26 protein-coding genes are annotated in these 26,130 nt (G+C 60.2%); 19 read left to right on the top strand and 7 right to left on the bottom strand.

The features are described 5' to 3' along the window. A complete protein-coding gene (gene nei / locus E2F43_RS06930; protein ID WP_133210912.1) occupies positions 1 to 825 on the top strand; it encodes an endonuclease VIII in 825 nt (274 codons plus the stop codon). 5 nt (positions 826 to 830) lie between these two features. Here nei and E2F43_RS06925 read toward each other — a convergent pair whose 3' ends face one another. Beyond that, on the bottom strand, positions 831 to 1,190 hold the full coding sequence (locus tag E2F43_RS06925) for a YMGG-like glycine zipper-containing protein (RefSeq protein ID WP_133210910.1): 360 nt from the start codon (positions 1,188 to 1,190) through the stop codon (positions 831 to 833). 355 nt (positions 1,191 to 1,545) lie between these two features. Between E2F43_RS06925 and E2F43_RS06920 the strand changes: the two genes are divergently transcribed. Further along, a complete protein-coding gene (locus E2F43_RS06920; RefSeq protein WP_133210908.1) occupies positions 1,546 to 1,854 on the top strand; it encodes a hypothetical protein in 309 nt (102 codons plus the stop codon). A gap of 40 nt (positions 1,855 to 1,894) precedes the next feature. Here E2F43_RS06920 and E2F43_RS06915 read toward each other — a convergent pair whose 3' ends face one another. Together E2F43_RS06915 and katG are read right to left on the bottom strand one after the other, a co-directional pair. Further along, positions 1,895 to 2,137 carry an HP1242/YdcH family protein gene (locus tag E2F43_RS06915; protein ID WP_133210906.1) on the bottom strand — a complete coding sequence of 81 codons (243 nt, stop codon included), beginning with the start codon at positions 2,135 to 2,137 and terminating at the stop codon, positions 1,895 to 1,897. A gap of 173 nt (positions 2,138 to 2,310) precedes the next feature. Further along, positions 2,311 to 4,590 (bottom strand): catalase/peroxidase HPI, encoded by a 2,280-nt coding sequence (katG, locus tag E2F43_RS06910; RefSeq protein WP_133210904.1) that lies wholly within the window; start codon positions 4,588 to 4,590, stop codon positions 2,311 to 2,313. A gap of 478 nt (positions 4,591 to 5,068) precedes the next feature. Between katG and E2F43_RS06905 the strand changes: the two genes are divergently transcribed. From E2F43_RS06905 to E2F43_RS06895, 3 genes are all read left to right on the top strand, one after another. Continuing rightward, the gene (locus tag E2F43_RS06905) at positions 5,069 to 6,514 is read left to right on the top strand and encodes a pyridoxal phosphate-dependent decarboxylase family protein (RefSeq protein WP_133210902.1); all 1,446 of its coding nucleotides are present in this window, start codon (positions 5,069 to 5,071) and stop codon (positions 6,512 to 6,514) included. A 126-nt stretch (positions 6,515 to 6,640) separates the two neighbouring features. Next, the gene (locus E2F43_RS06900) at positions 6,641 to 7,462 is read left to right on the top strand and encodes a formylglycine-generating enzyme family protein (RefSeq protein ID WP_165954213.1); all 822 of its coding nucleotides are present in this window, start codon (positions 6,641 to 6,643) and stop codon (positions 7,460 to 7,462) included. A gap of 139 nt (positions 7,463 to 7,601) precedes the next feature. Continuing rightward, entirely contained in the window at positions 7,602 to 7,832 is a 231-nt protein-coding gene (locus E2F43_RS06895; RefSeq protein WP_133210898.1) for a DUF2789 domain-containing protein, read from the top strand. Between the two features lie 67 nt (positions 7,833 to 7,899). Here the strand turns inward: E2F43_RS06895 and E2F43_RS06890 are convergent, their stop codons facing one another. Further along, positions 7,900 to 9,570, bottom strand: a complete 1,671-nt coding sequence (locus E2F43_RS06890; RefSeq protein ID WP_133210896.1) for an ATP-binding protein — start codon at positions 9,568 to 9,570, stop codon at positions 7,900 to 7,902. Between the two features lie 155 nt (positions 9,571 to 9,725). Further along, positions 9,726 to 10,763 carry a CNNM domain-containing protein gene (locus E2F43_RS06885; protein WP_133210894.1) on the bottom strand — a complete coding sequence of 346 codons (1,038 nt, stop codon included), beginning with the start codon at positions 10,761 to 10,763 and terminating at the stop codon, positions 9,726 to 9,728. 278 nt (positions 10,764 to 11,041) lie between these two features. Between E2F43_RS06885 and E2F43_RS06880 the strand changes: the two genes are divergently transcribed. Continuing rightward, entirely contained in the window at positions 11,042 to 11,800 is a 759-nt protein-coding gene (locus E2F43_RS06880; protein ID WP_133210892.1) for a DUF4956 domain-containing protein, read from the top strand. Here the strand turns inward: E2F43_RS06880 and E2F43_RS06875 are convergent. Continuing rightward, on the bottom strand, positions 11,787 to 12,836 hold the full coding sequence (locus tag E2F43_RS06875) for a hypothetical protein (protein ID WP_133210890.1): 1,050 nt from the start codon (positions 12,834 to 12,836) through the stop codon (positions 11,787 to 11,789). The genes E2F43_RS06880 and E2F43_RS06875 overlap by 14 nt on opposite strands. A gap of 166 nt (positions 12,837 to 13,002) precedes the next feature. Between E2F43_RS06875 and E2F43_RS06870 the strand changes: the two genes are divergently transcribed. The 6 genes from E2F43_RS06870 (at position 13,003) to E2F43_RS06845 (ending at position 16,606) form a co-directional block, all read left to right on the top strand. After that, positions 13,003 to 13,665 carry a class II aldolase/adducin family protein gene (locus tag E2F43_RS06870; RefSeq protein WP_133210888.1) on the top strand — a complete coding sequence of 221 codons (663 nt, stop codon included), beginning with the start codon at positions 13,003 to 13,005 and terminating at the stop codon, positions 13,663 to 13,665. Between the two features lie 116 nt (positions 13,666 to 13,781). Further along, complete coding sequence (locus E2F43_RS06865; RefSeq protein ID WP_133210886.1) at positions 13,782 to 14,393, top strand: hypothetical protein; 612 nt, start codon at positions 13,782 to 13,784, stop codon at positions 14,391 to 14,393. A 130-nt stretch (positions 14,394 to 14,523) separates the two neighbouring features. Beyond that, complete coding sequence (locus E2F43_RS06860; RefSeq protein WP_133210884.1) at positions 14,524 to 15,012, top strand: RNA polymerase sigma factor; 489 nt, start codon at positions 14,524 to 14,526, stop codon at positions 15,010 to 15,012. Next, positions 15,005 to 15,532, top strand: a complete 528-nt coding sequence (locus tag E2F43_RS06855; protein WP_133210882.1) for an anti-sigma factor — start codon at positions 15,005 to 15,007, stop codon at positions 15,530 to 15,532. The genes E2F43_RS06860 and E2F43_RS06855 overlap by 8 nt, the downstream gene beginning before the upstream one ends. Then, entirely contained in the window at positions 15,529 to 16,056 is a 528-nt protein-coding gene (locus E2F43_RS06850) for a DUF4252 domain-containing protein (protein WP_133210880.1), read from the top strand. The genes E2F43_RS06855 and E2F43_RS06850 overlap by 4 nt, the downstream gene beginning before the upstream one ends. A gap of 4 nt (positions 16,057 to 16,060) precedes the next feature. Beyond that, positions 16,061 to 16,606: a DUF4252 domain-containing protein gene (locus E2F43_RS06845; protein ID WP_133210878.1), complete on the top strand. Its 546-nt coding sequence runs from the start codon at positions 16,061 to 16,063 to the stop codon at positions 16,604 to 16,606. Here the strand turns inward: E2F43_RS06845 and E2F43_RS06840 are convergent. Next, positions 16,603 to 17,811, bottom strand: coding sequence for an NnrS family protein (locus E2F43_RS06840; protein ID WP_133210876.1), 1,209 nt, complete (start codon positions 17,809 to 17,811; stop codon positions 16,603 to 16,605). The genes E2F43_RS06845 and E2F43_RS06840 overlap by 4 nt on opposite strands. Before the next feature lie 289 nt (positions 17,812 to 18,100). Between E2F43_RS06840 and E2F43_RS06835 the strand changes: the two genes are divergently transcribed. From E2F43_RS06835 to E2F43_RS06805, 7 genes are all read left to right on the top strand, one after another. Continuing rightward, positions 18,101 to 19,339, top strand: coding sequence for an alginate export family protein (locus E2F43_RS06835; RefSeq protein ID WP_165954211.1), 1,239 nt, complete (start codon positions 18,101 to 18,103; stop codon positions 19,337 to 19,339). 54 nt (positions 19,340 to 19,393) lie between these two features. Beyond that, complete coding sequence (locus E2F43_RS06830; protein WP_238946768.1) at positions 19,394 to 20,014, top strand: ANTAR domain-containing response regulator; 621 nt, start codon at positions 19,394 to 19,396, stop codon at positions 20,012 to 20,014. Then, positions 20,011 to 21,192, top strand: coding sequence for a CmpA/NrtA family ABC transporter substrate-binding protein (locus E2F43_RS06825; protein ID WP_133210872.1), 1,182 nt, complete (start codon positions 20,011 to 20,013; stop codon positions 21,190 to 21,192). The genes E2F43_RS06830 and E2F43_RS06825 overlap by 4 nt, the downstream gene beginning before the upstream one ends. A gap of 277 nt (positions 21,193 to 21,469) precedes the next feature. Continuing rightward, positions 21,470 to 22,861 carry a CmpA/NrtA family ABC transporter substrate-binding protein gene (locus tag E2F43_RS06820; RefSeq protein WP_133210870.1) on the top strand — a complete coding sequence of 464 codons (1,392 nt, stop codon included), beginning with the start codon at positions 21,470 to 21,472 and terminating at the stop codon, positions 22,859 to 22,861. A 128-nt stretch (positions 22,862 to 22,989) separates the two neighbouring features. Beyond that, the gene (locus tag E2F43_RS06815) at positions 22,990 to 23,979 is read left to right on the top strand and encodes an ABC transporter permease (RefSeq protein WP_238946767.1); all 990 of its coding nucleotides are present in this window, start codon (positions 22,990 to 22,992) and stop codon (positions 23,977 to 23,979) included. Between the two features lie 18 nt (positions 23,980 to 23,997). Beyond that, positions 23,998 to 24,903 (top strand): ABC transporter ATP-binding protein, encoded by a 906-nt coding sequence (locus E2F43_RS06810; RefSeq protein WP_133210866.1) that lies wholly within the window; start codon positions 23,998 to 24,000, stop codon positions 24,901 to 24,903. A 5-nt stretch (positions 24,904 to 24,908) separates the two neighbouring features. Then, positions 24,909 to 26,126, top strand: coding sequence for an NAD(P)/FAD-dependent oxidoreductase (locus E2F43_RS06805; RefSeq protein ID WP_133210864.1), 1,218 nt, complete (start codon positions 24,909 to 24,911; stop codon positions 26,124 to 26,126). Positions 26,127 to 26,130 lie beyond the last annotated feature (4 nt).

The following is a 26,130-nucleotide window of genomic DNA, read 5'->3' as shown; positions in this document are numbered from 1 at the left end:
ATGCCCGAGGGCCCAGAAATACGGCGAGCTGCAGACACCCTGGCAGACGTGCTGGAAGGCCGGACGATTACCTCAATTACATTCGGCCTGCCCCGGTTGCGACGCGAGGCATCCCGCCTCAAAGGTCACAAAGTCGTGGCCATAGAGACCCGGGGCAAGGCGCTGCTCACGCATTTCGAGCACGGTCTGAGCATTTATTCGCACAACCAGCTCTACGGGGTCTGGAAAGTTATCGCTGGCCATACGCTGCCAAAGAGCACGCGATCAATGCGCCTGTTACTGCAAACCAGGGACCACAGCGCGATTTTGTACAGCGCCTCCGATATCAGCGTATGGCCCACTGCAGAACTTGTCCATCATCCATTCCTGGCCAAGATAGGCCCGGATATCATGGATCCGTGTCTGGGCTGGCGGGATGTCGCCGACCGCCTGGGTCTACCCCAATTTGCGGCAAAGGAACTGGCGGCCCTGTACCTGGACCAGGCCTTCCTCGCGGGTAACGGCAACTACCTGCGATCGGAAATCCTCCACGACGCCCGTCTGCACCACCGCCAGCGGCCCAGGGAACTCACCCGGGGGGAGCTGGGAAAGCTAGCGCGAAGCACTCTCACTATCAGCAGGCGCAGTTACGATTCCGGCGGGATTACACTGGCTCCCCGCCTGTCCAGGTCACTGCAGCGCCAGGGACTGGCGCGGGAATGGCGGCGCTTCTACGTGTTCGGGCGGGAAGATTCGCCCTGCTACCACTGCAGCCATCCCATTCGGCGACAGGAAGTAGGCAGTCGCCGTCTTTATTTCTGCCCCGTATGCCAGGGCGAACACTGAATGCGTCAGTTAAGTATCCGGTAGCCCCGCCCTCGCAGGCAGGTTTTCACCACCTGTATCTCGCCCTGTTGCCCCTGGCTGGCGCCGCGGGCACCGCCGGTCACCGCTCCGACGCCGGCGCCTTCCGCTGCCTTACGGCTGTCGCCGGTTATGGCGCCGATGGCGCCACCAATCAAGGCACCGGATGCCGCGCCTTTGGCGGCTTTCTGACCCGTTTTTACTTCCGTGGCGTATGCCCTGCACTCGGCCAGATCGACTTCATAGCGACTCATATCGACGCCTTTATTGTCGATGATGATTTCATCGGTGGTGGTACAGGCAGATGCCAGGATGGCAATCACCCCGAATAATGCCGGCTTTTTCATTACGCTCTCCCTGCGGATGGCTTCAGCCCGAGATTAGCATGATCAGCCGGCGGCTCCGATATCGATTTTTAGCCCGGATAAGACCGGTGCAATTGACCGTCGGCAGTCCCGCTGGCCCGCTGTGAGACCTGGGGAGGCCGGACCGGGCCCTGTTGCGGTGCAAAATGTTACTTTTGGTCCAAGCCTTGAGCGATTCCGAATCACCGGTGACATCTTATTTTTCTCAGATATTCAGAATATTGCACAGCTTTTGCCCTGTACAAGCTGTGATCCAGTTGGGCGTGGAGGGAGTATCAGTAACACCTGTGTTACCACGGGTCCACAGTGAACGTTACTCATTACAGGGGAATTTCCCATGAAGGCACTTTTAGCCGTACCGGCGATGTTGATCGCCATGAATGCCGCCGCAGACTGTCCTGCCAAGCGGCCCACCGAAGCACCTGAAATGCCCGCCGTGGCCACTGCCAGCAAGGCCGACATGGCCGCTGCCCAGGCTGCTACCCAAACCTACGTAGACAGCGTCGTCGACTTCCTGAACTGCCGCAATTACGCCATGCACGATGTGGAGTACAACTATTTCGTCGAGGCGGCCTACTCCGCCGCCCAGACGTATAACGACATGCTTCGTGAGTACCAGCAGCGGGATGCGCTGGCCAGCAATTAACCCGGCTCTTGCCCGCCTCCTCCGGGGGGTGGGTATCTTCTCAGGCTGCTGCCAGTAACCGCTGGTACAGCGAATCCTTCATTTCGGCGCGGTTGAGTTTCAGTTGTTGCATGGCCTGGTCGTCGATCGGCGAATTGCGCAGCTCCAGGGTCCTTATTTCCTTGTCCAGCGCATGATACCGCTTGGCATCGGCGGCGAAGTCCGGGTCGCTCTCTATCAGCCTGTCGGTCACCTCGACCATCTCCGGAAAATCGTGATACAGCGAATGGTTTTCTCCAAGCATTGCTACCCCCTGATGCGTAAGGTCATCGTTGCCAGGCCAGATACGAATTTGGCTGGGACTGGCAGGGAAAAGGGTAGTCACATTCCCCTGTTCCCGCCAGTGAGGAAGATGCGGGGGCGCTCCGCGAACGGAAAAAGCGGCTGCGGGCATATGCCGCGCAGCCACCAGCCCAGTTACAAGTCGTGGCGCAGGTCAAAGCGATCCAGCTGCATCACCTTGGTCCAGGCGGCGACAAAGTCGTCGGCAAAGCGCTGCTGGGCATCATGGTAGGCATAGGCCTCGGCGACCGCACGCAACTCGGAGTTGGAGCCGAACAGCAGGTCCACCGGGGTCGCGGTGTACTTGACCTCACCTGACTCCCGATCCAGCCCCTGGTAGATGCCGTCAGCATCGGCTTTCTGCCACTGGGTCGACATGTCCAGCAGGTTGACAAAGAAGTCGTTGCTCAGGGTTCCGGGCCTGTCGGTGAACACCCCGTGGCTCGAGCCACCGGAATTTACACCGAGCACCCGCAGGCCGCCCACCAGCACCGTCATCTGCGGCACTGTCAGGTTCAACTGGTCCGCCCTGTCCACCAACATCTCTGCCGGGGACCGATAGGCCCGATCGGCATCGTAGTAGTTGCGGAAGGCATCGGCCTGCGGCTCCAGCAGGGCAAAGGACGCAACGTCAGTTTGCGCCTGGGTCGCGTCAGCACGGCCAGGCACAAAGGGGACCTCAACCTTGACACCGGCGTCCTTCGCCGCTATCTCGATACCCACCGCACCGCCCAGTACGATCAGGTCCGCCAGTGACACCTTGCTGCTGCGAGCGGACCTGGAGCTGTTGAAATCGGCCTTGATTTCGCCCAGGGTATTGAGCACCTTCGCCAGGTCCTGCGGATTGTTCGCCGCCCATGACTTCTGCGGCTCCAGCGCAATGCGGGCGCCGTTGGCGCCACCGCGCATGTCAGCGGCACGGAAGCTGGAGGCCGATGCCCAGGCAGTACCGACAAGCTCGGCCACCGTCAGCCCGGACTTACTGATGTCCTTCTTCAGAGCGCGAATCTCGCTGGCGTCAATCAGTTTGTGCTCGACTTCCGGGATCGGGTCCTGCCAGCTCAAAGCCTCCCCGGGAACATCATCACCCAGGTAGCGTGAGCGTGGCCCCATATCGCGGTGGGTCAGCTTGTACCAGGCCCTGGCAAAGGCCTGCTGGTACTCATCCGGGTTGGCCAGGAAGCGTTCGGCGATCTCCCGGTACTTGGGATCCGCTTTCACCGCCAGGTCGGCCGTGGTCATCACCGGCGCATTGAACTTGCCCTCGACATGCGCATCAGGCACCGAATCGTGCAGCGACTTGTCTTTGGGGACCCACTGGATAGCCCCTGCCGGGCTGCGCGTCTGCTCCCACTCGTTGTTCAGCAGGTTGGACAGGTACAGCGTGGTCCACTGGGTGGGCGCCTGGGTCCAGGCTCCCTCGAGTCCGCTGGTAATAGTGTCTTCTGAATGGCCCTTGCCACACTTGTTCTTCCAGCCCAGGCCCTGCTCTTCCAGCGAGGCGGCGCCAGGCTCCGCGCCCATGCAGTCACCGGGCTTGTGGGCACCATGCATCTTGCCAAAGGTGTGGCCACCGGCGATCAGGGCGACGGTTTCCTCATCGTTCATGGCCATGCGACCGAAGGCGATGCGGATGTTCCTGGCCGATCCTGCAGGATCAGGTTTGCCCCTGGGCCCTTCCGGATTGACGTATATGAGTCCCATGTGGGTCGCCCCCAGGGGACGCTGCAGCTGGCCATCTTTCTCCTCGCGATCGCTGGCAAGCATCTCCACCTCTGGCCCCCAGTACACCAGGTCGGGTTCCCAGTCATCGGTACGACCACCGGCAAAACCGTAAGTCTCAAAGCCCATATTCTCCAGGGCCACGTTACCGGCGAGGATCATCAGGTCACCCCAGGACAGGCTGGCGCCGTACTTCTGCTTCACCGGCCACAGCAGCCGCCGGGCCTTGTCGAGGTTGCCGTTGTCCGGCCAGCTGTTCAGCGGGTCGAAACGCTGCTGGCCGCCATCGCCGCCGCCACGGCCATCCAGGGTGCGATAGGTGCCCGCACTGTGCCAGGCCATACGGATAAAGAACGGGCCATAGTTACCAAAGTCCGCCGGCCACCAGTCCTGGGACGTGGTCAGCAGTTGGTCGATATCTTTCTTGACGTCATCCAGATCCAGCTTGCTGTAGGCCTCGGCGTAGTCGAAATCCTCGCCCAGCGGATTGGAGCGCGCGTCCTGGTCGCGCAAAGGGGTGAGATCCAGCTGGTCGGGCCACCAGAACTGGTTGCTGCGGGGCTGGCCGACAGCGGTAGCGCCCGAGCCCTTGGCTCCCGCCGGCTTGCTCATTTCAGCGGCAAAGGCGGCGGACGACAGGGCCAGCGCACTGGCTACGGCGGTTGACAGGATCCTCTTGCGGATATTGCTCATTGTGTAGCTCCCTTATCAAAACGTGCTATCACAGCACCTTACTCGACTCTCGTTAGGTCATCGCGTGGAGGCAAAGCCTGACACTGCCTGCCCCGCAATTGCTCCCTTCACTCTAGTCGGCGATCAGGGGCTTGCACAATCGTATCTCCCTATGGCGTTGATAGCTTTCACCCAAAACCCATAATTTCCCTATAAAACAACCGGTTAAGTCCGGACACGAGGAGCTTCGAACAACCCGGGAAGACAGGTTTCAGCCCTATCCAGGGCCCGGCCGGCCCCTCCTCCCGCGGCGAATTCCTTAACCGCCGGTGGAGGCCCCGGGCTGACATCCTGGCACTTTCAGGGTGAGTCAACAGCAGTCTGGACAACCGGGCCCAGCCCACTATAGTGGCAGGGCAAACACTCACACGGCAGGGAGATAAAGCATGGCTGGGCAAATATCCGTCAGCGACAGCGATGGCCGCCAGCAAGCCTGGCCATGACACCGGAAGAATTCCGCGAGGCGGGCCACGCCCTGATCGACTGGATCGCAGACTATCGCCAGCAGATACCACAGCAGCCGGTACGAGCCCAGGTGTCACCCGGTGAAGTCAGGCAATCCTTCCCCGGGCAGGCGCCAACTGAGGCCGGCAACTTCGCTGCGTTGTTACGCCAACTGGAGTCGCGGGTGGTCCCCGGCATTACCCAGGTGCAGCATCCCATGCATTTCGGCTGGTTTCCCTCCAATGCCTCTCTGGCTTCGGTGCTCGGAGATATTGCCAGCTCCGGCCTGGGCACCCTGGGGATATCCTGGGAGAGCTGTCCGGCCCTGACCGAGGTTGAGGAGGTCGTCTGCGACTGGATGCGCCAGTTAACCGGTCTCAGCGAGGCCTGGCAGGGCACCATTCACGACACGGCTTCCACCGCCTGCGTGACCGCGATGATTCTGGCCAGGGAGCGGGCCAGCGACTTCAGCAAGAACCACCAGGGACTGCAGGCGGTGCCGCGTCCACTGGTAGTCTACAGCACCAGCCAGGCCCACTCATCGATTGCCAAGGCGGTACAACTGGCCGGCTTTGGCCAGGACAACCTCAGCTACATCGAGGAGGACGCTTACACCCGGGCGATGCTCCCGGAAGCTCTCGCCGCCGCGATTGAATCCGACATCGCCAACGGCCGTGTGCCGGCAGGCATTGTCTGCTCTGTCGGCGCTACCGGCACCACCGCCATGGACCCGGTTGCCGACATCGCCGCCATCGCGGCCCGCCACAATATCTGGCTGCACGTGGATGCGGCGATGGCCGGCTCCGCCATGTTACTGCCCGAGTGCCGGCACCTGTGGCAGGGAGTGGAAGCTGCCGACTCCATTGCCTGGAATCCGCACAAATGGATGGGAACAATACTGGACACGGCGCTGTTCTATGTCCGCGACACGACCCACCTGGAACGGGTCATGTCCACCAATCCTGCCTACCTGCAATCCACAGCCGATGGGCAGGTCACCCAGTACCGTGACTGGGGCATTCCCCTGGGTCGCCGCTTCCGCGCGCTCAAGCTGTGGTTTCATCTGCACCTGGATGGTATCGACAGTATTCGCGCGCGACTGCGCAGGGACCTGGATAATGCCCGCTGGCTGGCGGAACAGGCTGCGGCCGCCCCTGACTGGCAGGTGCTGGCACCCGTGGCTCTCCAGACCGTGTGCCTGCGTCATGTACCCAGGGATTCCCGGGGAGGCGAACTCTCTGGCGGGGCGCTGGATAAACACACGCTGGCCTGGGTCAATGAAATCAACCAGTCCGGGCAGGCGTTCCTGTCGCCGTCGATACTGGACGGACGCTGGATGGTGCGGGTCTCCATCGGAGTGGAAAGCACCACCCGCGCCCATGTTGAAGCGCTGTGGCAGTTGCTGCGGACGTCTGCCGAACGCGCCGCTGGCCGCCGGTAAAGGGATCGGGTGTACCGCCGGCAGCGCCTACAGCGAACTTGCCAGCTGCCCATTCCTTGCTACATTTAACTCTGTTGTATGGCCTTTCACACGCATCCCCACTGCCGCGGGATAAGGACGATGATTATGAGCCTCAGCATTCCCCTCCGCGTTGCAATCGGCGCCAACACCCTCCTCTGTGCCCTGCTGTTTAACGCCAGCGCGGTCGCAGACGATTATCTCCCGGGGGACACCTTTGCCCATGATTTGCCCGATGGCGGCAAAGGACCGGAGATGGTGGTGGTCAGGGAGGGCGAGTTCGTCATGGGCGGAGGGCGTCCGGGCGACAACCCGGAGGCACTGGTCGTCGAAATCGCCCACCCCTTCGCTATCAGCAAAACCGAGATCACCAATGCCATGTATCGCCGGTTCCTGAAAGCCACTCAGTCCGGAGACCTGGATTCCCTGCAGGGCGCCGCCGATGACCTGCCCGTTTCCGGTATCACCTGGGACGAGGCTGAGGCCTTTGTCAGCTGGCTCAGCCACCAGACCGGATACAACTACCGCCTGCCCAGTTCCACCCAGTGGGAATACGCCGCCCGTGCCGGTTCAACCAGAAGCTACACCTGGGGCGATAGCGCCGGTGAAAGCAACGCCAACTGCCTGGGTTGCGGCGTGGACTATGAGGGTACCCTGGCACCGGTGGCGAGCTTCAAACCCAATGCATGGGGCCTGTACGATGTACACGGCAATGTCTGGGAGTGGACCAAGGACTGCGTGGATGCCAACAGCAAACCCCCCCTCAACGGTATGCCGCAATTGTTTGGCAACTGCGACAACCGGGAGCTGCGCGGGGGCTCCGCGCAATCGGATGCCTGGTCAATCCGTCTCAACGCCAGGGCGTCCGCCAGGCGCCAGCTCCGCAGTCTGGACGTGGGCATGCGGGTGGTGATGATGTTTCCGCGGTAACCGGCTACGCGGCAGTGTTCATCGCCCCGGCGGGTTTTTTCAGGGAGATGCCGCCGGAAGTTTATAAGCTTACCAGCCAAAATTGGGCACCCGATTTCAACCGAGCCTATACTAAGAACTCAGCCTTGGGGAACGCACTATGGACACATCCAGTCACACCCTGTCCTGCCTGTTCAGGCAGCTGGGACTGCCCAGCAGCGACACAGCCATGGAAAACTTTGTGAAAAACAACCACCTGCCAAAGGAGATTCCGCTGGATCACGCCGCATTCTGGAATGCGGCCCAGGCGCAGTTTATTCGCGAATCCCTGGATGAGGATTCAGACTGGTCGGAGGTCGTGGACCAGCTGGATGCAATGCTGCGCCACTGAGCCATCCCCCAATGGGTAGCGGCAGCGGGCAACCCAAAAGAGCCGGGCGCGCCAAAACGCCAGGTCGCTAGCGCTCCTGCTTGTGCCAGTTGTGGACCAGCCTGGCAACGTCCACCGTCGCGTCCGTACGCCACTTTTCAGAGTAGTTAATGTCAGTGGAGTTGGGGGGCGGATCAGGCAGATCCACCCTGAAGCGCACCGGCATCGGCACCGCCTCACCCAGGGCAACCGCCTCCCCCTTGGACAAGGAGGTCAGTGCGGCGAAGGTACCGCGGGCGGCGTCGGGCACCATGGCCCGCACGTAATCCTGGTCATCCGGGTTGGAGATACGCAGACAGACGTAGGAGCTGCACTGGGCCAGAACGGTTTCCGATACATCGTGCGGCCGCTGGCTGACGACGCACAAGCCCACCCCGTACTTACGACCGTTCTTGGAGATCCGTTCCATCGAGCGGCGCGCTTCGCGGAAGCGCGGAATATCCTCTCGGGGAATATATTCATGGGCCTCTTCACAGATAAGGAACAGGGGAAACTCGCGACAGCGCGGGTTCCAGTAATTGAATTCATAGGTCAGGCGGCCAATTTGCGCCGCTACCAGCGGCACCACGTCGAAGGGCACCGAACTCAGGTCCAGCACGGTGACACTGGCCCGGGGGCTGCCCAGGCCGACCAGATCCTGCATCAGCCCCGGCAGCGACTCGGTCGAAGTCCGTGTCTTCGGCCGCATCAGGAAGTCATAGCGGTTGTCATTCAGCAGGCTGTTCAGGCGAACCAGCACCTGGTCGAACTTGCCGTATAGCGCCGATTTCTTCTTGCCGAAATCGCTGGTCTCACGGTTGGCCTCCTTCACCGCCTTGATCAGGTCGTCCATGGAGTAGTACAGCGGCGAGTCCACGGTAATATGCCCGAGGTCCAGGTGTTTGTTGGCTTCTTCCCGCAACCGGATCATCGTCGAACGGAGGAAGGATATCTGGATCGATGCATGCTCGTCGCCGGAGTTGACGACCAGTTCGCACAGCTCTGAGAACGCCAGCAGCCAATAGGGAAATTCCAGCTGATCGGCGCGAAAGCAGCGCACCTTGTCGGCGGGAAAGGGGGAGTGGGCAACCACACCGTCGACGTCCTTGTCGCCATATTCCCCGTGCATATCCAGGAGAATAATATGGGCATTGGGCATGGCTCTTACCGCGGCCTGAACCAGGCTGGTCACGGTCCAGGATTTACCGGCGCCGGACTGGCCCAGGATCGCGGCGTGGCGACCAAAAAAGGCGGAGGCGTCCAGGTGCACGCCGATGGACTCGAACGAGGTAAGGTTACCCACCTTGAAGTCTTTATCGCCATAACCGGAGAAAATCGCCCTGAGGCCGTCTTCATCCATGCGGTGCAACTCGGCACCACTGATGGGATAACGGGAAACACCCCGGCTGAAATCACCCTTGCTGCCCATTTCACCCAGCGGGGTGAGGTGCACCATATGCGCGGCGCGGCCCTGTTTGTCGGCGATCCGATAGCTGCGCTCTACCATCACCAGGATATTGGCGTCGCCTTCCCTGACCAGGAAATAGGACCCGACCTGGCCGAGGGAGCGCTGGTGACTGGCGGGGGCGTCACTGTCCTTGACCGAATCCAGCCTGGCAGTGAAGTGGTCGCCGGTGACGTCGATCAGTAAACCCACCCGGGACCGTTGCGGACTCTCCCCGGTTGCCTGTTGTTCGCTAGCGCCAGCCTCATCCAGCATACATCCCCCTGCCTGCGGTCTTTTTCAACGGAAATTACGGCATATCCCTACAATTAGTAAAGGCAAAATGCGGTTTTCGTGAGGTTTATCCCCTGCACAGGGCCGCAGAGGAGGCCGATGGACAGGCTATCGCACCGACACCGGGCGTGCCGACATCAGGAGGCTCCCTTGTTCCTGAGTCGTTGCCGGTAGGTACTGCGGGCCAGCTGCTGCATATCCTCGACCTTGTCGCTCTCGTCCATGATTTCCCGGCCCAGCAGGGTTTCTATGGCGTCCTCGAGAGTGACGATACCGGCGGTCTGCCCATACTCGTCCTCGACCAGGAACAGGTGCTCCTTGCGTTTCAGGAAAAGGTCCTGCAGGGCCAGCACCGGCAACTCCTCTGACACCCTGAATACCGGGTTGGCGAGTTCCACCAGCTTCTGCTCTCCCCGGCCGGCGAGAGCTTCCTCCAGCAGGGCCGGGCGGTAGACCACGCCAGTCACCGAGTCGAGTGTGCTGCGATAGATCGGAATGCGATTGAACGGTCGTTCACCCAACTCCGCCAGCCCCTGCTCGACCGTCAGAACCTCAGGCAGCGCCGCTACCACGGTGCGCGGAGTCAGAATATCTTCTGTGCGGACACCGCGCAGGCTCAGGATATTCTGTAACAGTTCGCTCTCCTGATTTCGCAGGGAACCGTGCCGCGCTCCGAGTTCGGCCATCGCCGTTAGCTCCTCGCGGCTGATGATGTCGTTGTCGGCGGAGGAAAACAACCGGGTCACCAGCGCCGAGAGCCAGACAAAGGGAAAGAGCAACTTGACCAGCAGGGCGATCACAAAAGCTGCCGGCAACGCCAGTTGCTTCCAGAACGTGGCTCCCAGGGTCTTGGGAATAATCTCCGACAGGTAGAGGATGGCCAGGGTCAGCAGGAAGGCAATCAGCCCTTCCCAGCGTTCGCCGTAGATCTTCACCGCCTGGGCTCCCACGCCCGCCGCACCCATGGTGTGAGCGAAGGTATTGAGAATCAGGATGCTGGACAGGGAACGATCCAGGTCATCTTTCACCCCCTTGAGCACCACTCCCCGTTTTGGGTATTTCTCGACCTGGGTAACCACGTAACCGGAAGTCACTGACAGCAGCACCGCTTCCAGTACGGAACACAGAAAAGAAACGCCAATAGCGAGTAACAGGTATAGGACCAACAGGGTCATGAAAGAGGGTATGCCTACAGGACGACAAGCGGAGCCGCTGATTGTACACCCTGCACCGGATAAACCAAGGCGCTCTGCAGGCTCTGCCTCAGCTGCCGCCTACAGACCCAGGAGCATGAGATGACCACGATGTCCCCTGCCTTCACCGAGCACAGACGCTGACTTGCCAGCCGATGAAACGAGGCTACACTGCAGCTAGGCATAAATGGAATTAAGGTCTTGAATATCAAAAGAAATCCAGCAGCAGCTGGCACTGCCCGGAAGTTGGCGCACACAGCGTGAGCAGCGAAGCACCGCCGCCTATTCCCAGCAAGACCCTGCTATTCAAGCTGCTGGCACGGGTATTGGTGTACTACCTGGCGCTGGCGGCAATCCTGGTGGGTCTGGTGGCCGCGTTTCCCTCGTTCCTGGAACTGGCACCGGTTGGCGGTGTGAGTGAGCTGTCGGGCTCCCACGACCCTGGACTGCGGGAATTCGAGGATGCCTTCCTCAACGACGATCTTGAAGACGTGGAAGAACCCCAGGCGAAGGAAAAGAATCTCTCCAGCGTTTTTCGCTTCAAGGATGCCCGCAACCTGTTTTTCTCGATGCTGGGCGCGGTGCTGCTGATGCTCCCGGTATCATGGATTTACAAAGGCATTCACCGGGACGGCGATCATGACGAATCACTGGATGAAACCACCCTGATACTGCCCGCGGTCGTTGCCGGCATCGTCATGGTGGTCCAGCACAGTCTCGCCCTCGCTTTCAGCCTGGCCGGCATTGTCGCCGGTGTCCAGTTTCGCCGGGCCCTGAGCGATACGTTTGATACCCTGTTTATTTTCGTCGCGATTGCCGTGGGCATTGCGGCCGGCATCAAGGCACTGGACATCGCCCTGGTCCTCACCGTGTTTTTCAATATCGCCACACTGGTGGTCTGTATTTTCGGCGACGGTCTGGAATCACATCACGAGGCGCAGCGCAAAAGAGAGAGACGCGCACGCAAGGAAGCGGAACGCCTGCTGAGTCAGCCGCCGGACGAACCTAACCCTCAATAACCTCGCCACGGCACTTGCCCAGTATATGGCGTTCGAAGAAAGCCTCGTCGTTGAGGTAATCGTAGGAGTCGTGCAGGTATTTCACCGCCCGCTTCCGATAAGTCCTGCTCAGTAACGGCGAAGCTTCGAACAGGGCAATGGCCGCCTCCTTGCGCTCGTTGATCCTGGCTACCGCGTCGCGATAGCGGGATTCCTGCTTGCACCAGCCAAGAAAGTAGCGGCTGGTGACCTTGTTGATCGGCAGACTGGCCGGAACTGTGGCATAGGGCGCATTAATAATGCCCGCCGAGTCAAAATCATAGGCAACCGGGATGATATCCCGCTCCGCGCCTTTCTCTGCCAACAGCACGATGTTGTGGCAACATTCCTCCCCGGGCGGGGATTTCAGGGTGGAGTAATCGACGTTGCCGATCATGAACTGAAACACTTCCACCAGGGCTGTCTGGGCAAGATCCATTTGCACCCGCATTGTGTAGGGTACGTCCAGTTCCTGCAGACCGTAACGGGCAGCCATATGATCCGCATCTTCAATGAGGAAATTATGGCTGCTCCAGAGGGCTCCCTCACTATCGCTGTCGACGTAGGCGACGTCCACCAGACGGGTTCGGAAGTGATAATCGCTGTATAGCGCAAACAGCTGGTATACCAGGTACTCCAGATAGACAAGCTGTTGGTACTTGTCGCCACGTTCACAGGGACTCACCAACTTCAGTTTGTCCTGGCCTGACATCAGTGTGCCTGCTACCTGCTTTTTCTTGAAGTTAAGCTGCAGCGGCGGCCGGTCACAAACCTGGCGGCGATAATTTCCGCGGGCGCGAATCTTCAGGCTGAGACGTTCGGTTTCCTCGCCACGCTTTTGTGTCCAGGTGCCTTCCAGGTACAGGCGATCCGACTTCATCTTGTCCCTGTAGGCCTGCATCACCGGTGCGTTCAGTACCGCCTTGAAGGAGTCTTTGGAAGAAAACAAAGGGTTCTCGTCCGCGGCCAGGGCACAGACCGGCAACAGGGCAATCATCATTAACAGTGCTGTGGGCATCGACTTTTGCAATCGGGGCATGCCAGCATTGTAGACCAGTCGACCCGGGTTACAATCAGCACTCGTCAACATGGACGCCGCAGTTTGTACTCGCCAGTGTTAAGCTCACTGGCAAAACCTGACACAAGGGCCGCTTTCAGCAGGGCCGACCCGGAAACGAGCAGGCATGAAAAAATACAGCAACGACAATAACAGCCGGCAGGCCGTGGTAGAGGCCATGGATGCCCTCGTCAAAAAAGGCCTGAACAAGGGCACCTCGGGCAATGTTTCTGTCCGCACCGGCGACGGCATGCTGATCACGCCGACAGGTATCTCACCCCAGGCGCTCTCCGCGGAGCATATCGTTCACATGACTCTGGACGGTGACGTCGATGCCGGCCAGCTGATCCCATCCAGCGAGTGGCGGATGCACGCAGACGTCTATCGTGGCAAGCCGGACACCGCGGCTGTGGTCCATTGTCACTCACCCTACGCAACGATTCTCGCCTGCGCTCGCAAGGCGATACCGGCCATGCACTACATGGTTGCTGCGGCAGGTGGACACGGCATACCACTGGCGGAATATGCCACTTTCGGCAGCAGGGAACTGTCTCTTGCCAACCTGGGGGCGCTGGACGACTCACTGGCCTGCCTGTTATCCAACCATGGACAAATCGCGACCGGCCGGAACCTGCAAAGCGCACTGAAGCTGGCGGAGGTGGTCGAAGAACAGGCCCACTGTTACTGGGGCACACTGGCCATCGGCGGCCCGGTGATCCTGGATAGCGCGCAGATGGACGAGGTTTTAACCGCCTTCAGAACCTACGGGCAACAGCGCGAGCGGGACTAGCGCGGCTGGACAGGGGCGCTGACTGGCTTCGAGCCACAGGTGACCCTCCTCTCTACAGCCGGCCCCCCGTTATGCTAGAGTTTAGCGCTTACTCAAGTACGAGGATTCAACAGGCCATGGATATTTCCAGGCTCTTCCTTGCCGGCGCATTGACGGCGGCCCTGGCGGCATGCAGCAGTGACACGGCAGAAACGCCTGCCCCGGGCAGCACCCAGTGCGAGGGTCGAGGAAAGAACCTGCTGCAGGATCCGGGCTTCACAACCATCGATGCCCCCAGGCGGGAGCGCAAATGGTCCAGCTCCCAGCACGGCGGGACACCGTCATTCCAGTACAGCGCCAGCGACGGCGAACTGTTGATTGAAAAAACGGGCAGCGAACCCTGGTTCATCATCACCCAGCACATCGACCGTGAAGATATCCCGGGCAGGCGGGTGGTTTTCAGCGCCGACATCAAGCTGGACCTGCGTCCTCCGGCGATTCCGCATGCCTTTAAACAGGGTGGCGGTCTGACGGTCTCTGCCAGGGCAAACGGAAAACCGGTGGTGAGTTCGGTGATGGAACACGAACCCCATATGGGCAAAACAGACTGGCAACCGGTGCAGGTCGTGCTGGAGCTGCCGAAACAGGTGCCGTCAGTCCGACTGGGTTTTATTCATCAGGCGGACGGCAGCATCCGTGTCCGCAACCCCTCTCTCATGCGGGTCGCCACAGGTGATTGCGCCGGGTAGAACGGCGGCAGCCCAACCCTCGCGCCTGGCTTAAACTAGTTCTCTCAGGGTCGCTGCTCACCCTGCCGTCCGACACATTCTTTCACTTCCCCTGTAACTTTTTTGTCGCTCACCCGTGTAGTCTCCAAGCATGGAAAAATTGTACCGCCAGTGGATAGACAAGCATCAGGACCAGGTCTGGTCCCTGGCGCTGTACCTGATGCGGGACAGGGCCGAGGCCGAGGACATCTGCCAGGAGGCGTTCACCCGGCTCTGGCAGCATCGGGACACCATGAACGACGGCAAGGCAGGCCCCTGGCTTAAACGGGTCACCCGCAATTTATGCCTGGACAGACTGCGTGGACGAAGGGATGAAATCGCAGCCGGAGAAAACGATCTCTTCGATGAGTTAAACCCCGAATCGGTTTTTGAACAGGGGAATCGGACGCAACGCCTGCAGGAGCTGGTTGCGGCACTGAAAGAGCCTTATCGATCGCTGGTGGTACTCCGGGACATCCAGCAACACAGTTATCGGCAGGTGGCCGAGATAACAGGGCTCAGCCAGCCTCAGGTCAAAACGTATTTGCACCGGGCGAGACACGCCTTACGCAAGCAATGGTCGGAACATGACGATGAGTGAAAAAGGACAACCTGACTACCCGGAGCTGCTCGATCGCTTTATCGACGGCGAAGTGACCACCGGTGAACGGCAGCTACTGCTCTGCGGGGCGGCCGAGGACCCTGCGCTGGGCTCGAAACTCGCTTCGGCCATGGAGCTGCAGCGCGCGCTGGCTGGCCTGCCCGCCGAAAAAGCCCCAACAGGCCTGCAGCGCAGGCTGCGGACAATCCCCGACAAGCATCCTGAGCCTGGTCCACCTCGCGGCTGGTTGCTGCGACCCCACTGGCTAATAGCGACGGCTGCACTGGTGCTCGCTCTGGTCGGTGGCGGTGCGCTGTACCAGCACCAGCAGCAGGAGGCAGAACTTGCCCAGGCCAAAGCAGACCTGGAACTGGTGCTGGCCTACCTGGAAAAGGTCAATCTTAAAACCCGTAACCGGATTCACTCGACGGTGAGCGAAGTAACCAGTGAACCGGTTGCCCGTATCACTGCCCGAACACTGCAGGACCAGCTACAACTGCGACAGGAGTTTGAATTATGAAAGCACTTATCACCGTGTTAATGGCAGCACTTTTCAGTCTGCCGGTAACCGCACAGGAAGCCCAGCTGGAATCACTGCCCGGCTACGTGGATTTTGCCGACCTGGATGCCATTTATGGCGAGCCCAGGGTGATGATCAACATAGGAGGCAACTTACTGAAACTGCTGTCTGCCGCGACCGCCGTCGATGACCCGGAAACCGCTGTCATGATTAGCGGACTGGAAGGGGTGCGAATCAAGGTCTACCCCACCGCTGGCAATTTGAAACCGGCACTGGAAAAGGTTAACGAGGCCCGCGCCTCACTGGCGGCCGCCCACTGGGAACCCGTGGTGCAGGTCTATGAAGCTGATGAAGAGGTGCAGATATTCATGAAATCCGGGGGCGATACCATAGAGGGCCTGACGGTGATGGCTGTTAACGGGGAGGAGGCCGTTTTCCTCAATATACTCGGCGTTATCGACCCAAAACAGATCGGGAAAGTCATGAACAGCCTCAACGTCGACGTTGAACTGGACACGGAGTAAGGTAATGGCCAGGCCGCTTTTGATACTGGTGCTTACCGCCTGTCTTTGCCTGGCGGGCTGCGGCATCACCGCGCCCGACGGGAATGCCGGCTTCGCCGATGTCCAGACGCTGGACTGGCGCCATACCGACCAGCGGGTGAGCCTGTCCATCGGCCCCGGACTGCTGTCCCTCGCGGCACGCTTCGTCGAGGACGATCCACATGCCCGGCAGATTCTTCGCAACCTGCAGGGTGTGAGGGTTAAAGTGTATGAGGTGGAACCGGGGGAGGCAGACGCGGTTAGCCTGGGGCTGGAAGATATGCGCCAATCCCTGGTGAAGCAGTCCTGGGAGCCGGTCGTGGTGGTACGGGAAAACACGGAAACCACCTACATGCTGGTAAAAATGGACGGCGAAGAGATCCAGGGGATCGTTGTTCTGAACAGTGATGGAACCGAGGCGGTTATCGTTAACATCATGGGCGACCTGCAACCGGAGATGTTTGCCCGAACAGTCGCGGCACTGGATATCCCGATTCCCGAGGTCGAGCTCAGCGGGCACCAGCCTGACTAGCCCGGGCGTCCATCCGGCCGGGGGCTGGCCAGAATCGGCAGATAGCGAACAAAAAACAAACCGTAAGCCACTGCCCACAACAGGGCCGAGCCGATAATCACGTCGCGGTAGTCTGCCAGCCACCACTGCCCCGACACCCGCAGAATCAGCGCCGCCAGCAGCGAGAGATAGGCGACGACCATCACTGGACCCACCTGTAAGGTCCGCCCCGTGTGTCCCAGCGACACCCGGGAAATCATCGCCAGAATCATCAAGCCCATGCCACCCACCGTCAACACATGCAGGGCCTGGCTGAGGCTGACACTGTCGCTCAAGCGAGACACCCCGAGCAGGCCCAGTCCCAGGACCAGTGCCCAGTAACTCAGGTGCAGCGACCAGACCAGTGGCGTGGCCAGTGTCACCCAGGTGCGCCAGCGCAACACTCTCAAACCGTGGCAGGCCGCGGCAAAAAACAGCGCGAGCGACGCAATCGCCGGGGAGTCAGGCATCCACACTGCCGCCGGGATCGCCAGTAGCATACTGAGCAGACACAGGCGCTCGAGCCAGGGCAGGGGTGGCACGCGCTCAGTGCCGGTGCCATTGGCGGTGAACATGGGCACGACCCTGCCCGCAACCACTGTTATCAACAGCGAAACCAGCATCACCATGAAGTTGAAGGCGACAGCTTGCAGTGCGGGATCCTGCCGAACTACCGACACATGGGAAGCTCCGTTGGCAGCTGCCATCGCCAGCAGCACCGGCACAAAAACAATGTTGCGCCATTGCCTGATACGGATAACGGGTAGGGAGAGCAGCACGGCCGCCAGGGGCAGAAACAGCAAATCCAGCGATATCGTGAGCCAGAGCGGCACCAGGGCCGGCAACACCAGCGCCAGCCGGGCACACAACCACAGCAGGAACAGGGCCGCCAGGGGCCGGCCTTTTATGCCAGTGATACCGGTCCAGGTCTGCACCGCAGTCAGAAGGAAACCGACAACAATCGCAGCCACGAAGCCGAATAACATCTCATGGCCATGCCACCATAGGCCACCTCCATAAACATTCAGGCCGGTGCCTCCGCTGACGATACTGCTCCACAACAGTACCGCCAGTACGCTGAACAGCGCACCACCGAGAAAAAACGGCCGGAAAGCGAGCCGAAACAGGCCCGGGCCCTCTTCCCGCGGAGGTTCGGAAATGCTACCGTCGCTCAATAAAACGGCCATGTTTGGTCTTCCTGCGTTCAACTATTTATATTTATAGGGAATATGCGCGATCAGGGTGCACAAATCCATCCATTTCAGTGCACCGGGCCTTGTCGTTGTGCACTGCGAGCGACGAATGAAGCAGCCAAAATTGCCCCAAGGGCAGTGTATACAGGTGTTTTCAACTATTGGCCCGAAAGTTGCGTCCGGGAACACAGTCCCCACAATTCGATCAACGGCAACGACGCCTGCTGCTTCATCCATCACCACGGATGAGGCGCGGGCGTTTGTCGTTTCAGAGGAGAGAAAAATGACAGTATCCAGCAAGAGCCTCAGCATTATCGCAGCCGCCGCACTTGGTACCTGTGCGGTTCCGACAGTTGCCGAAGAGAGCCAGGCTCCCGGTTTCACCAACATGTTTAGCGATGGCAAAACGTCGTTCAACTTTCGCTATCGCTACGAGTATGTCGACCAGGACGGCTTGAGTCGCAACGCCAAGGCGTCCACCCTGCGGTCCAGGCTGACCTTCACCTCGGCCGAATACAGGGGACTATCCTTCCTCGCCGAATTCGACGATGTCACCGCGATCGGCAGCGACAATTACAACTCCACGGCCAATGGCAAGGTCCAGTACCCGGTGGTGGCCGACCCTGAGGGTACCGAGGTCAACCAGGCCTGGCTCAAGTACGCCGCCGCCGGAGCCTCGGGCACTTACGGGCGGCAGCGAATCCTGCACGGCAACCAGCGCTTTGTCGGCGGTGTCGGCTGGCGCCAGAATGAACAGACCTACGATGGCTTCAGAGCCATGTACGAGGGCGACCATGGCTTTACCGTGGATTACGCCTACGTCTACAACATCAACCGGATTTTTGGCCCGGATGACGGACCGGCGCAACCCGCCAATCACCACGGCGAGAACCACTTCCTGCGCGCAGACTGGAAAATCGTCGAAAATCACACCGTGAGCGCTTTCTACTATGGCCTGGATATCGACGATGACCTGGCCTACGCACCCGGGAAAACCGTGGGCAACTCCTCTGACACCGTGGGTGTGGAGTACAATGGCAAGTTCGGGCCGATAGGGGCTAACGCTTCCTATGCCACCCAGTCGGACGCAGGCGATAGCCCGCTGTCCTACGACGCGGACTACTACCTGCTCGAGGGCAGTTTCGCCTTCTCCGGTCTCAAGGCAAGCCTTGGCTACGAGGTACTGGGTGCTGGCGACGGGGTCGGCTTCAAAACGCCCTACGCCACCCTGCACAAGTTCCAGGGTTGGGCCGACATGTTCCTGGTCACCCCCGGAGACGGTATAGAGGATCTCTATGTGGGCCTGACCGGCAAACTGGGGCCGGTAGCCCTGGGCGGCTTCTACCATGACTTCAGCGCGGAGGATTCCAGCGAGGACTGGGGTACGGAAATCGACCTGGTGGCGACCTGGAATTACAGCAAAAACTGGATGTTCCAGCTCAAGTACGCCAGCTTTTCCAGCGACTCTGATGCCTACACCGATTCCGACAAGGCCTGGGTGACGGTCAACTTCAAGATTTGATCCTGGAGCGAAGCTCCGGTTCACGCCCCCTGGTATTGAGCCGGAGCACTTGTTGTGCCAGATTCTTTTCCTTCCGCCCGCGTGCTGCGGGTCATTCTCGTCGACGATGACGCGGCGCGCGCCACTGCCGTGGAGTCACGCCTGCGCGACGTTGGCTTTGACGTGCTTTCGGTCATTCCCACCGCCTCCGGGCTGCTGTACCAGATGGCACAGCAGGAACCGGATGTCGTCATCATTGCCCTGGATTCCCCGGATCGGGATGTCCTCGAAAGCCTCAGCATTGCCTCCGGCCATAATCCGCGCCCGGTGGTGATGTTCTCGGAATCAGGCGACCAGCGCTTTATCACTGACGCCATCCGGGCAGGGGTAACCGCCTACCAGGCGGAAGACATCAGCCCGGAGCGAGTCCGGGCTGCGATCGACATCGCTGTCGCCCAGTTTTCCGCCTTCAACGAGCTGCGCGAGCAGCTGGACGATACCCGGCGCCAACTCGAAGACCGGAAGCTGATTGAGAAAGCCAAGGGATTACTGATGCAGACCCATGGTGCAGGTGAGGAAGAAGCCTTCTCTACCCTGCGTAAACTTGCCATGGACAAGAATCGGTCTCTGGGAGAAACCTCCCGGGATGTTATCGCGATCCTGGAGCGAACGACCGTCAAAGGAAAAAAGCCATGAGCGACGCCACCCGATTGCCACCGGCAGAGCGTAATGAACTGACTCTCGGCTTTCTCAGGCTCAGCGACAGCGCACCGCTGATCCTCGCCCAGGAGTTGGGTCACTACGAAAAATACGGACTGCAGGTTCAGCTGCAGCGGGAAGTATCCTGGGCCAATGTTCGCGACAAGCTGGTCACCGGTGACCTGGATGCGGCGCAGATGCTGGCTCCATTACCCCTGGCCACCTCACTTGGCGTGGGCGGCATGCGAGCTGACATAATGACGGGGCTGGCCCTGAGCCTGAACGGCAACGCCATTACCTTCAGCCAGGCCCTGTCGACGGAAATTGCCGCCCGCGGCGGCGACCCGACTCATGACGCCCGCAGCACCGCCCTCGCCTTCGCTGCCTACCTGCGCGAAGACAAGCGGCAAGTCACCCTGGCCGCAGCCCACACATTTTCCTGTCACATTCTCCAGCTGCGCCACTGGCTGCAGTGTGGCGGCATCGATCCGGAGCGTGACGTGCGCATTATCGTACTGCCGCCGGAGCAGATGGTAGACAGCCTGGCCCGGGGAATTATCGACGGTTATTGTGTTGGGGAACCCTGGAACAGCGTTGCGGTGCAATACGGTATTGGTGCGATACAGGCGACAGGACACCAGATCTGGAACAACAGCCTGGAAAAGGTGCTCGCGGTCACCGAGACATGGCACGGTGCGCACCCCGGCAGTCATCTGCGCCTGCGGCTGGCCCTGATGGAGGCCTGTAGCTGGCTGTCCCATCCCTACAATCGGGAGCAGGCAGTCTCGATTCTGGCCGCTCCCCGCTACCTGGACCTGACGGAGGACAACCTGTCGCCCTCGCTACGGGGCCAGTTGGCCTTCAGCAAGGGCGGACCCATTCAGGACCTGCCACACTTCCACGTCTTCGGTCGCTTCCAGGCCGGCTTTCCCTGGCGCTCAGAGGGTGAACGTCTGCTACAGCAAATCGGTGTGCTGCTGGGCAAGACGTTCAGCACAGACGATATCAAATCCCAGGTGCAGCGCTGCTTCCGCACCGACCTGTACCGGGAGGCGGCACGCTACCTCCACCTGCCCTCCCCGAGCCAGGACTACAAACCGGTCAATCAACATGACCAGCCCTGGGAACTGGAGCCCGGGATCGAGCTGGGGCCGGACCGACTGCTGGAAAGCTAGCCGACAGGTGTTCGAAATGGGGCGAGATTGCACCGCCGTGGTGCGACCACCGAAGCCATAACCTGTCCAGGCGCGACAGCGGAGAACACCGTTACACCCTAAGCCGCTGATTTTAAAAACTATTGCAAATATTGGCGCGGCTCTTGTTACTCATATACCCGTAACTCACACCACACAGATTCTCTTCTTGGGCAACGACGCTCTTACACTCCGGCCAATCGGTCCGTGTGCAGGGGGAGCGTCTGCGTGTTCATGCACGATGTACAAGGGGTATCGCATGTTTGGTAAAACACTGTTATCTGTCACCCGCCGGCGTTTCGGCACTCTGGCACTGGGATCACTGCTATCGGTCGCACTGCCATTCTCGGCCAGCGCCGAACTTGGCGAGCCGGAAAAAGACGAGCTCACCTTTGGCTTTATCAAGCTCACGGATATGGCGCCACTGGCCATCGCCTATGAGAACGGTTACTTCGAGGACGAGGGCCTCTACGTCAGCCTGGAAGCACAGGCCAACTGGAAGGTGCTGCTGGACGGAGTGATTGACGGACAACTGGATGGCGCCCACATGCTGGCAGGCCAGCCGCTGGCCGCCACTATCGGCTTCGGCACCAGGGCGCACATCGTCACTCCCTTCTCCATGGACCTCAACGGCAACGGGATCACCGTTTCCAATGCCGTCTGGGCCGAAATGAAAAAACACATCCCCCACGAAAACGGCAAACCGGTGCACCCCATCAAGGCTGACTATCTGAAGCCCGTGGTCGACCAGTACATTAACGAAGGCAAGCCCTTCAACATGGGCATGGTGTTCCCGGTGTCAACGCACAACTACGAGCTGCGCTACTGGCTGGCCGCCGGCGGTATCCACCCGGGTTACTACGCGCCCCACAAGGGCGACATCTCCGGCCAGATCAACGCCGAGGCCCTGCTCTCCGTTACCCCGCCACCGCAGATGCCGGCCACCCTGGAAGCCGGCACCATCCACGGCTACTGCGTGGGCGAGCCCTGGAACCAGCAGGCGGTATTCAAGGGTATTGGTGTACCCGTGATCACTGACTACGAAATCTGGAAGAACAACCCGGAAAAGGTGTTTGGCCTCAACAAGGAATTCACCGAGAAGTATCCCAACACCACGGTGCGCGTGGTCAAGGCACTGCTGCGCGCCGCCAGATGGCTGGACGAGAATGACAACGCCAACCGTCCGCAAGCGGTGGAGATTCTCTCGCGGTCCGAATATGTGGGGGCGGATTACGACGTCATCGCCAACTCCATGACCGGCACCTTCGAATATGAGAAGGGTGACAAGCGCGACATCCCAGACTTCAACGTGTTCTTCCGCTACTTCGCCACCTACCCCTACTACTCGGATGCCATCTGGTACCTGACCCAGATGCGTCGCTGGGGCCAGATTGCCGAACCCAAGTCCGATGACTGGTATCTCGAGGTGGCCAAAAGCGTCTATCGCCCGGATATCTACCAGGCGGCGGCAGAGGCCCTGATCGATGAGGGTGAAATGGAGACAGAGGAATTTCCGGCCTTCGCCGAGGAATCAGGCTTCCGCCCTCCACAGACCGAGTTCATCGACGGCATGGTGTTTGATGGCAGCCAACCCAATGCCTATCTGGAACAGTTCCCCATTGGCCTGAAAGGGAGTGAGGTGGTGGAGTGATATCACCACCCGCGCCAGCAACGGACGTGGCCACGACCGTCAACCCCGGGTAAGGCCGGGGTCCATTCACTGCAGAAAGCCAATCGCTTCCGCCTTTCGGCGGAATGACCGACACGAGAGTTAGCAACATGTCAGACACAGCAACACTCAAGCCCGACGACCGCTACCAGCAGCTTCTCGCGCGCCTGGGCTCCAGGTCCTTTATCGAAGGACTCATCCTCCCGGCGTTGGGTATTCTCGTATTCCTGCTGGCCTGGCAATTTTCTGCCAATCGCATTGAAACCTCTCTGGGCAAGTTTCCCGGGCCGACGCAGGTATGGGAGCAGATCGAAAACCTGGGGGCAGAGCACAAACGGGAACGTGCCAAGGAAGCTGCCTTTTACCAGCGCCAGGAAGAGCGCAATGCCAGGAAACTGGCCAGGGACCCGGACGCCGTTATCAAGATCCGTAATTACACCGGCAAGCCCACGTTCTTCGACCAGATTATTACCAGCCTGCTTACCGTGGCGGCGGGCTTTTTTATCGCCAACCTGATCGCCATACCCTTGGGCATCGTCTGCGGACTGAGCGCCGCGACCTACAAGGCGATGAATCCCATAATCCAGGTGTTCAAGCCGGTATCGCCGCTGGCGTGGCTACCGTTGGTGACCATGGTGGTGTCGGCAACCTATACCGCAGAGGACCCGGTCTTCGACAAGGCCTTCCTCAATTCCGCGATTACCGTCGCCCTGTGCTGCCTCTGGCCCACCCTGATCAACACCACCGTGGGCGTGACCGGCATCGATCGCGACCTGGTCAACGTCAGTCGGGTAATGGCGCTGTCGCCCATGGTGCACGTACGCAAGATCGTTATTCCGGCGGCCATCCCGATGATTTTCACCGGCCTGCGCCTGTCGCTGGCCACCGGCTGGATGGTGCTCATCGCTGCGGAAATGCTGGCCCAGAACCCGGGACTGGGGAAGTTTGTCTGGGACGAGTTCCAGAATGGCAGCTCCAATTCTCTGGGCCGCATCATGGTCGCCGTGATTGCTATCGGCCTTATCGGATTCATGTTGGACAAACTCATGCTCACCCTGCAGAAGCGAGTGAGCTGGGACAAGAGCGCGGTTCTGCGCTAGGCAAGGGAGAACAGTTTTATGGGCATCAAGTATCTCGATATTACCGGCGTTGGCATTGAATTTGACACCAACGGCAGCAAGTTCCGCGCCCTGCAGAACGTCAACCTGCGCATGAAAAAAGGCGAGTTTGTCTCGCTGATCGGACACTCTGGCTGCGGTAAATCCACGGTACTGAACATTGTCGCCGGCCTGCATCGAGCCACCGAGGGTGGTGTGGTACTGGAGGGCAAAGAGGTTACCGAACCTGGCCCCGACCGCGCAGTCGTTTTCCAGAATCACTCGCTGATGCCCTGGCTGTCGGTGTATGAAAATGTGGAACTGGCGGTCAACCAGGTATTCCGCAAAACCAAATCGAGGGCCGAACGCCGGGAGTGGATCGAACACAACCTGCAACTGGTGAACATGGATCACGCCCTGGACAAGCTACCCGGCGAGATTTCCGGGGGAATGAAGCAGCGCGTGGGTATTGCCCGCTGTCTCGCCATGCAACCAAAGGTGCTGCTGATGGACGAGCCCTTTGGCGCCCTGGACGCACTGACCCGCGCCCAGTTGCAGGACTCGCTGATGGAGATCCAGGCTGAACTGGGCAACACAGTGATCATGATTACCCACGACGTGGACGAGGCGGTGCTGTTGTCAGACCGTATCGTGATGATGACCAATGGCCCCGCGGCGAGTATCGGCGAGATACTTGACGTCAATCTGGCAAGACCCAGAGATCGACTGGACCTGGCTGAAAATCCTGAATTTGTCCACCTGCGCCAGCAAGTGCTCGAATTCCTTTACGCCAAGCACAGCCAGCCGGCAAAGGCGGCACAGGAAACGCCACAGCCAGAGCGGGAATCTGCCGCAGTGGTTGAGGCCCTCAGTGCCGAAGAAGACTCCGGCGCAAAGACCGGTGGCCCGGACTCAGAGGCTGCCTGAACGCCGTGAGCCCTGAAACCCTGATAATCGGCGCCGGCATGGCCACCGCCTACCTGTTGCAGGAACTGGAAAATCGCGGTCATGACGGTGACATCACCGTGATTGGTGATGAACGGGACTGTTGCTACAACCGGGTACTGCTCTCCAGCCTGCTGGCCGGGGAGACAGCCGAGGAGGCGCTGCGCCTGTTGCCGGCAGACCAGGGCAGGGCCACCAGGTTTATTGCCGGCACCCGTGTAGAGAAAGTGGACACCCAAAACCGCCTGGTGCGCTGTGACAACGGCCACGAGCAACACTATGACCAGCTGGTATTCGCCACAGGCTCGTCCGTCGCGAAACCGGAGATAGCCGGCGCTGACGTAGCCGGTGTCGGTGTTTTCAGGACCCTGGACGATACCCGCAAGCTGCTGGAGGTGCCGGGAGAAAACCGGCAAGTGGTGGTAATCGGCGGCGGACTTCTGGGGCTGGAAGCTGCCCACGGCCTCAACCAGCGCGGTCACCGGACAACCGTGCTGCACCGCAACCAGTGGCTGATGAACCGTCAGCTGGACGAAGAAGGAGGCAGGGTGCTGCAGCGCGAGCTGGAGTCCCAGGGGATGAACATACAACTGGGCGCTTCCGCCAGCCGGGTGCACAGCGAGAACAACCACATCATCGGTGTCGAGCTGGACAACGGCGATTACCTGGACTGTCAGTTGCTGCTGGTAGCCACGGGCATCGCGCCCAACCGGCAGTTGGCCGCCGCAGCCGGCCTCGCCACGGACCGGGGCATTGTCGTGGACGGTCAACTGCGCTGCTCGATCAACAACGTATTTGCCCTCGGGGAATGCAGCCAGCTGGGTGAACACTGTTTTGGCCTGGTGGCGCCTATCCGCAAACAGGCAAAGGTGCTGGCGGGCCAGCTCACAAACCGACCCGGTACCGATTTCGAGATCGATGACTGGCCAACCCAGCTGAAAATTTCCGGCATCGATCTCTACCGTGCCGGTGTCCTTGATACCGATGCCGAACACCTGGTTTTACGCGACCCGGACCATGGCGTCTACCGCCGGCTGGTCATTCGCGATGACCAGCTGATCGGCGCTGTACTGGTCGGGGATAAACGCGGCGGTACCTGGTACGCCGAACTGATTCATAACAGGCGAAACATCGCCGCACTGCGCCACGGGCTGATGTTCGGCCCCGAGATGGCGCAAACACTGGCGCCCGCAACAGCGGCCTAGAGGA

It is taken from the genome of Seongchinamella unica, from assembly GCF_004354085.1.
Lineage (GTDB): Bacteria > Pseudomonadota > Gammaproteobacteria > Pseudomonadales > Halieaceae > Halioglobus > Halioglobus unicus.
Note: the sequence above shows the minus strand (reverse complement) of the source record. Positions and strands in the feature narration are given on the sequence as shown.

Bases quoted from the DNA above. Each gene is read 5' to 3' on its own strand.
- nei (WP_133210912.1), top strand. From the start codon at position 1: ATGCCCGAGGGCCCAGAAATACGGCGAGCTGCAGACACCCTGGCAGAC.
- E2F43_RS06925 (WP_133210910.1), bottom strand. From the start codon at position 1,190: ATGAAAAAGCCGGCATTATTCGGGGTGATTGCCATCCTGGCATCTGCC.
- E2F43_RS06920 (WP_133210908.1), top strand. From the start codon at position 1,546: ATGAAGGCACTTTTAGCCGTACCGGCGATGTTGATCGCCATGAATGCC.
- E2F43_RS06915 (WP_133210906.1), bottom strand. From the start codon at position 2,137: ATGCTTGGAGAAAACCATTCGCTGTATCACGATTTTCCGGAGATGGTC.
- katG (WP_133210904.1), bottom strand. From the start codon at position 4,590: ATGAGCAATATCCGCAAGAGGATCCTGTCAACCGCCGTAGCCAGTGCG.
- E2F43_RS06905 (WP_133210902.1), top strand. From the start codon at position 5,069: ATGACACCGGAAGAATTCCGCGAGGCGGGCCACGCCCTGATCGACTGG.
- E2F43_RS06900 (WP_165954213.1), top strand. From the start codon at position 6,641: ATGAGCCTCAGCATTCCCCTCCGCGTTGCAATCGGCGCCAACACCCTC.
- E2F43_RS06895 (WP_133210898.1), top strand. From the start codon at position 7,602: ATGGACACATCCAGTCACACCCTGTCCTGCCTGTTCAGGCAGCTGGGA.
- E2F43_RS06890 (WP_133210896.1), bottom strand. From the start codon at position 9,570: ATGCTGGATGAGGCTGGCGCTAGCGAACAACAGGCAACCGGGGAGAGT.
- E2F43_RS06885 (WP_133210894.1), bottom strand. From the start codon at position 10,763: ATGACCCTGTTGGTCCTATACCTGTTACTCGCTATTGGCGTTTCTTTT.
- E2F43_RS06875 (WP_133210890.1), bottom strand. From the start codon at position 12,836: ATGCCCACAGCACTGTTAATGATGATTGCCCTGTTGCCGGTCTGTGCC.
- E2F43_RS06870 (WP_133210888.1), top strand. From the start codon at position 13,003: ATGAAAAAATACAGCAACGACAATAACAGCCGGCAGGCCGTGGTAGAG.
- E2F43_RS06865 (WP_133210886.1), top strand. From the start codon at position 13,782: ATGGATATTTCCAGGCTCTTCCTTGCCGGCGCATTGACGGCGGCCCTG.
- E2F43_RS06860 (WP_133210884.1), top strand. From the start codon at position 14,524: ATGGAAAAATTGTACCGCCAGTGGATAGACAAGCATCAGGACCAGGTC.
- E2F43_RS06855 (WP_133210882.1), top strand. From the start codon at position 15,005: ATGAGTGAAAAAGGACAACCTGACTACCCGGAGCTGCTCGATCGCTTT.
- E2F43_RS06850 (WP_133210880.1), top strand. From the start codon at position 15,529: ATGAAAGCACTTATCACCGTGTTAATGGCAGCACTTTTCAGTCTGCCG.
- E2F43_RS06845 (WP_133210878.1), top strand. From the start codon at position 16,061: ATGGCCAGGCCGCTTTTGATACTGGTGCTTACCGCCTGTCTTTGCCTG.
- E2F43_RS06840 (WP_133210876.1), bottom strand. From the start codon at position 17,811: ATGGCCGTTTTATTGAGCGACGGTAGCATTTCCGAACCTCCGCGGGAA.
- E2F43_RS06835 (WP_165954211.1), top strand. From the start codon at position 18,101: ATGACAGTATCCAGCAAGAGCCTCAGCATTATCGCAGCCGCCGCACTT.
- E2F43_RS06825 (WP_133210872.1), top strand. From the start codon at position 20,011: ATGAGCGACGCCACCCGATTGCCACCGGCAGAGCGTAATGAACTGACT.
- E2F43_RS06820 (WP_133210870.1), top strand. From the start codon at position 21,470: ATGTTTGGTAAAACACTGTTATCTGTCACCCGCCGGCGTTTCGGCACT.
- E2F43_RS06815 (WP_238946767.1), top strand. From the start codon at position 22,990: ATGTCAGACACAGCAACACTCAAGCCCGACGACCGCTACCAGCAGCTT.
- E2F43_RS06810 (WP_133210866.1), top strand. From the start codon at position 23,998: ATGGGCATCAAGTATCTCGATATTACCGGCGTTGGCATTGAATTTGAC.